This is a genomic window from uncultured Dokdonia sp., assembly GCF_947492815.1.
In the GTDB taxonomy this organism is placed as follows: Bacteria; Bacteroidota; Bacteroidia; order Flavobacteriales; family Flavobacteriaceae; genus Dokdonia.
The window spans coordinates 1-4,230 of sequence record NZ_CANLOB010000056.1; the positions used below are offsets into that span (position 1 = coordinate 1).

5 protein-coding genes are annotated in these 4,230 nt (G+C 29.6%); all 5 read right to left on the reverse strand.

Going from position 1 to position 4,230, the window contains the following annotated elements:
• Positions 1-129 precede the first annotated feature (129 nt).
• The 5 genes from Q1A01_RS23380 to Q1A01_RS23400 all read right to left on the reverse strand — a co-directional run bounded on the left by Q1A01_RS23380 (position 130) and on the right by Q1A01_RS23400 (position 4,105).
• The gene (locus Q1A01_RS23380) at positions 130-1,089 is read right to left on the reverse strand and encodes a hypothetical protein (protein ID WP_299685934.1); all 960 of its coding nucleotides are present in this window, start codon (positions 1,087-1,089) and stop codon (positions 130-132) included.
• Between the two features lie 78 nt (positions 1,090-1,167).
• Positions 1,168-1,752 (reverse strand): SMI1/KNR4 family protein, encoded by a 585-nt coding sequence (locus Q1A01_RS23385; RefSeq protein WP_299685937.1) that lies wholly within the window; start codon positions 1,750-1,752, stop codon positions 1,168-1,170.
• A 156-nt stretch (positions 1,753-1,908) separates the two neighbouring features.
• Positions 1,909-2,538, reverse strand: coding sequence for a hypothetical protein (locus tag Q1A01_RS23390; protein ID WP_299685940.1), 630 nt, complete (start codon positions 2,536-2,538; stop codon positions 1,909-1,911).
• A gap of 162 nt (positions 2,539-2,700) precedes the next feature.
• A complete protein-coding gene (locus tag Q1A01_RS23395; protein ID WP_299685942.1) occupies positions 2,701-3,042 on the reverse strand; it encodes a hypothetical protein in 342 nt (113 codons plus the stop codon).
• 238 nt (positions 3,043-3,280) lie between these two features.
• Complete coding sequence (locus Q1A01_RS23400) at positions 3,281-4,105, reverse strand: hypothetical protein (RefSeq protein ID WP_299685945.1); 825 nt, start codon at positions 4,103-4,105, stop codon at positions 3,281-3,283.
• Positions 4,106-4,230: the final 125 nt, after the last annotated feature.

Consider the following 4,230-nt stretch of genomic DNA (forward strand, 5'->3'; position numbering starts at 1 on the left):
ACAAGCCAAATCTTTTGTATTTTGTTTTAATTTTTCTCTTTTAATACCAAATCAAAAGATTTGGCGACTTTGCAAATAGACAACAACCTTTCGGTTAAAAACTAATCGCCCAATTTGCTATATATAGTGTTAACTGCTGTATTTTCTTTTCAGTTCATCAAATGCTTTTGTCATTGCGGAAGTATCAATTCCATCATTATATTTTGAGAATAAATCATTAAACTCAATTAAATTTTCCTCGTAAGCTTTTTTATTTAAGTCTGAAATAATATTTACGGCATTAGTTATAAAATCGTTTGCTAAAATGCGTGCAATTATATCAGACATACTATCATAGAATTCCTCTGGTCCAACTACTATTTTTGTATGTTTTTGTTCAATTGTATTTAATATTTCACCAAACAAATGCTCAGCTTTTTCATCTGTCTTTTTAGTAAATAAAAATACAATAGCCTCACAGAAATAAAACGTGTACGGATTTTTCAATTCATTTGATGTAGCTATGAATTTACTTTTGTCAGAATACTTATTGAAATTTATTAAAAGTTTAAATTTTTGAATAGGTTCTTTATAATTTCCACAATTTTTATATAAAAAACCGTGAAGATATTTTTTTATAATTAACAAGTCATTAGTTTCTAAATAACTATCATTATCCTCAATTTCATAAACTTTACAAAACCGATATATTATTGAGTAGAAATAAACTAAAACTTCATCGTTAGTTAATTTTTTTGGTTCAAAAATTTCGTAATCAGTTGTTGAGTTATAAATCGTAAAATTGTTATTATATTTATCTATTCGAAATTTATTTAGAAATTCTTTACTAAATTTTGATTCTAAATCTCCTAATTTTTTTTCACAAGTTTTACATAAAACATTATCTCTCGTATAATGATTTTGTTTTTGTTTAGTGGATTGGTTATTTAAATTACCTCTTCCATAATAGATATCTACATTAGCAGTTTTTGAATCAATGTTATATGATTCCTCAGAATTTCGATTACCAACACAGTTTTTTATCAGACTTGCTGGGATTAAATGAGAACCAACTTCATCAGCTATATTATCACAAATTATGCAGTCCATATTCTGAGTTTTGATATTGCAGTTAACGTTTAGTGTAAAATGCGTTTTAATGCATTTTACATCTTGTTAGCTGTAGATTTAAATAGCTATAAATTCTTTTGGAATCCATTCTTTATTTGTCTTTCCATCAAAATATCTAGTATAATTTCCCATTTCATGAAGGAATGTAATAGGATCTTTAACAATCAAAGAAAGAAATTCTTTAACTGTATGAGCAATGGGTTTCGAATTTGTAAAATCTCCATGATCAAAGTAAAAAACTTTTCCATTAAAAAGTACAAAGTAATTTCCCGAATGAGAAATTTCTGCAAAAGCTATACCCGATTTGTGGTAATCAAGTAGATCATCTTCATCACAACTTTCAAACCATACTTTCCATTCTCTGTTAAATTGTTCTAAATAATTTATAGAACTAAATTTAATCCCAGATTCATCCTTATTAAGATAAAGCGTCATCCCATTATGATGTTTATACAACTCAATAATTTCCTCATTGTAAGAAGGAATTAATTTAGTTAAAAGATTAATTTCATTCTCATTTGCTCCAGTATGGATTTCGTTTTTGACCTCAAAAATTAATTCTGATTCTTTGTTTTTTCCAGTTAAAGAATAACACTTAAATTGTTTTTTCTTAAGATTGATATGTCTTAAAAAATTTTCCATGTTAGTTTATTAATTACAGCTAACGGTCTCGGCTATGAGTAGTTGCGTGGGTTAGCACTTAACTTTGCAAGTACACGCCAAGCTGAAAATCCGCAAGGATTTTCAGAAGTAGGCGAGAACCAGCAATTACTTATAGCCATTGTTGTGCGTTCGTTTTTATTTTAATTCGTTCAATGGAATTTTTATTCGGTTATTCCCAAACCATTCTCCTTCGCCACCAACGTAAAGTATAAAATCCTTGTCAGAAACAGCCCAGGTTATCACATAATTATTTCCTGTCTCGTATGCTAATAAATTTATAGAATCGTTGTTTTCGGTATTATATTTTTTTACATAAGGATAAATTTTTCCACGTTCAAAGTTTGGGATTATTTCGTTAGGTTCAATTCCAACAATCGCAAATTCAGTCGTGTCCTCTGCTTTTGGGTTAAGAACAACTGAATGATAAACCGTATCAATTTTTTTGTTTTGTCGTTCTATTAGAGTTCTAAATTCAATGCTTAAAATACTGTCCGATTGTAATAGTATTTGATAGTCGCCTTTCACATTACTTTCTTCATTATTTTCGCAGTTTTTAGCGTAATATTCGTGTTCAGGAAATTCTTTTAAAATTTTATTCAGTTTGTTGACTTTTTCTTTATCCGCTAAACCACTTATTTCAGGATAGGAAATTGGAATTTTACACTTGTCTTTCGTAATTATTTCAGTCCGTTCAGTTATTTTATATCCATCTCGGTTTGATTCACAACTGTAAATCAAAAATCCAAAAATTAATATGTATTTCAAGGTTTTCATCAAATGACGCACAACGGTCTCGTATAACCGTCAGTTACGGGTTAGTATGCGTTAATTTTCGGTTTAGCACTGAAGTTAGCAATTCCGAGTGGATTCGGACGTAGTCGAATCCGCCGTAATTGCGGTTATACATTGTTGTAAATAGTGCTTTTTTCAATTCAGTTCAAGTATTGGTTTATCAATTCCTCTGCTATAATAAATATATCTATCAATATTCAAATCGTTAAATATTCCGTTATTATAAATTTCGTTCAGTAGTTCAATTCCAATTTTGTCCAACTTTTCAGTATGAGTTCGGTGAGATTCCAATTCCGTTAAAGTCATTCCTGTATATGGATAATATTCCTCATACCATATTTTTAGTCTGTTGAGAAAGTCAGATGAGATTTTTGATTGGTCAATATCTATCATATAGTCTCCATTTTCAAGAATCAGAATTCCGTAACATTTTGCAAAATCCTCCGCAGCTAAAGTCAGTTTAATTTCGTTTTTCATTTTAATCAGCAGAGTTTTTCTGCATTATTTACAACGGCTCCGTATATGAAAAGTAGCGCTGAAAATAAGAGATTACTTTTCGGATTAAACACAAGCCGAATTTTTAAATTTTACTATTTACCTTTTTTTTATTGGAAATCGTCAAATTTAAAAATTTGGCGACTTTCCAAAAACGCCCAAACCTTAGTGTTAGCAAAGACTTGCGCTATTTTTTATATACAATGTTAGCAACTGCCTTTTATTCTTCTATTCTTGTCAAATACAGTTTAAATCCTCTTCTTTTCATTTCCCACATTTCTTCTGTGTAATTGGTTTTAGGAATATATCTTGAAATCAAAGTCAGTTTATTATTATTCAATTCGGCTATTGGAAATCCCATTACCATATCTGATTTTCTTAACGACAACTCTTTTTTGAATAGGCTATAGCTAAATTTATTACAATAGTTTAGAGAGTCTTTTTCAAAAACTTCAAGTCGACCGTTTTCTTTAAATTCAAATATTGAACCTTTTTCGATTTGGTCACAGCTTAACGGTAATCCACCTTTTCCAATTTCAGTCGAATCCAGTTTCCATTTACCGTTTATCAATAGTTTATACTCGTTATTTGCAATAAAAAGTTCAATATCTTCTCTATCAAACGTATTCCAACGTTCAGCGTGATAGGTTTTGTCAAATGTTCTCAACTCAATGTTTTCGCTATCGAGAGCAATTATTTTAAATAATTCCGAATCATCTTTTAAAATTCTATTATGTTTCCAAGTCAATGCGCTATCAATAACATAGCTTTTACTGTATTTAGAAAAACGATAAAATTGTTTTTCAGGCGTGAAGTAAATCCAGTCCTGAATGAATTCTTCAGAGCCATAAATCGAGTCAATAACCCATTCGTGCGAACTCAAATATTCATCCGAAAATTCAATTCCGATTTTGTCTTTCTGCTTGCACGAAACAAAAATTAAAAGACTAAATATTATGGTTATGACGGATTTCATAGGTTGTTGCCAACGGTCTTGTGTATGAAACGTAGCGTGTAAAAAGACACTAACTTTTCGGGTTAACACAGAGCCGAATTTTTATATTTTGTTTTTAAATTTTCTCTTTTTTTAAAGCCAAATTAAAAATTTGACTGACTTTCTAAATATACACAAACCTTTCGATTATGGACTTATTAGCTATGTTTTATACA

Bases quoted from the DNA above. Each gene is read 5' to 3' on its own strand.
- Q1A01_RS23380 (WP_299685934.1), bottom strand. From the start codon at position 1,089: ATGGACTGCATAATTTGTGATAATATAGCTGATGAAGTTGGTTCTCAT.
- Q1A01_RS23385 (WP_299685937.1), bottom strand. From the start codon at position 1,752: ATGGAAAATTTTTTAAGACATATCAATCTTAAGAAAAAACAATTTAAG.
- Q1A01_RS23395 (WP_299685942.1), bottom strand. From the start codon at position 3,042: ATGAAAAACGAAATTAAACTGACTTTAGCTGCGGAGGATTTTGCAAAA.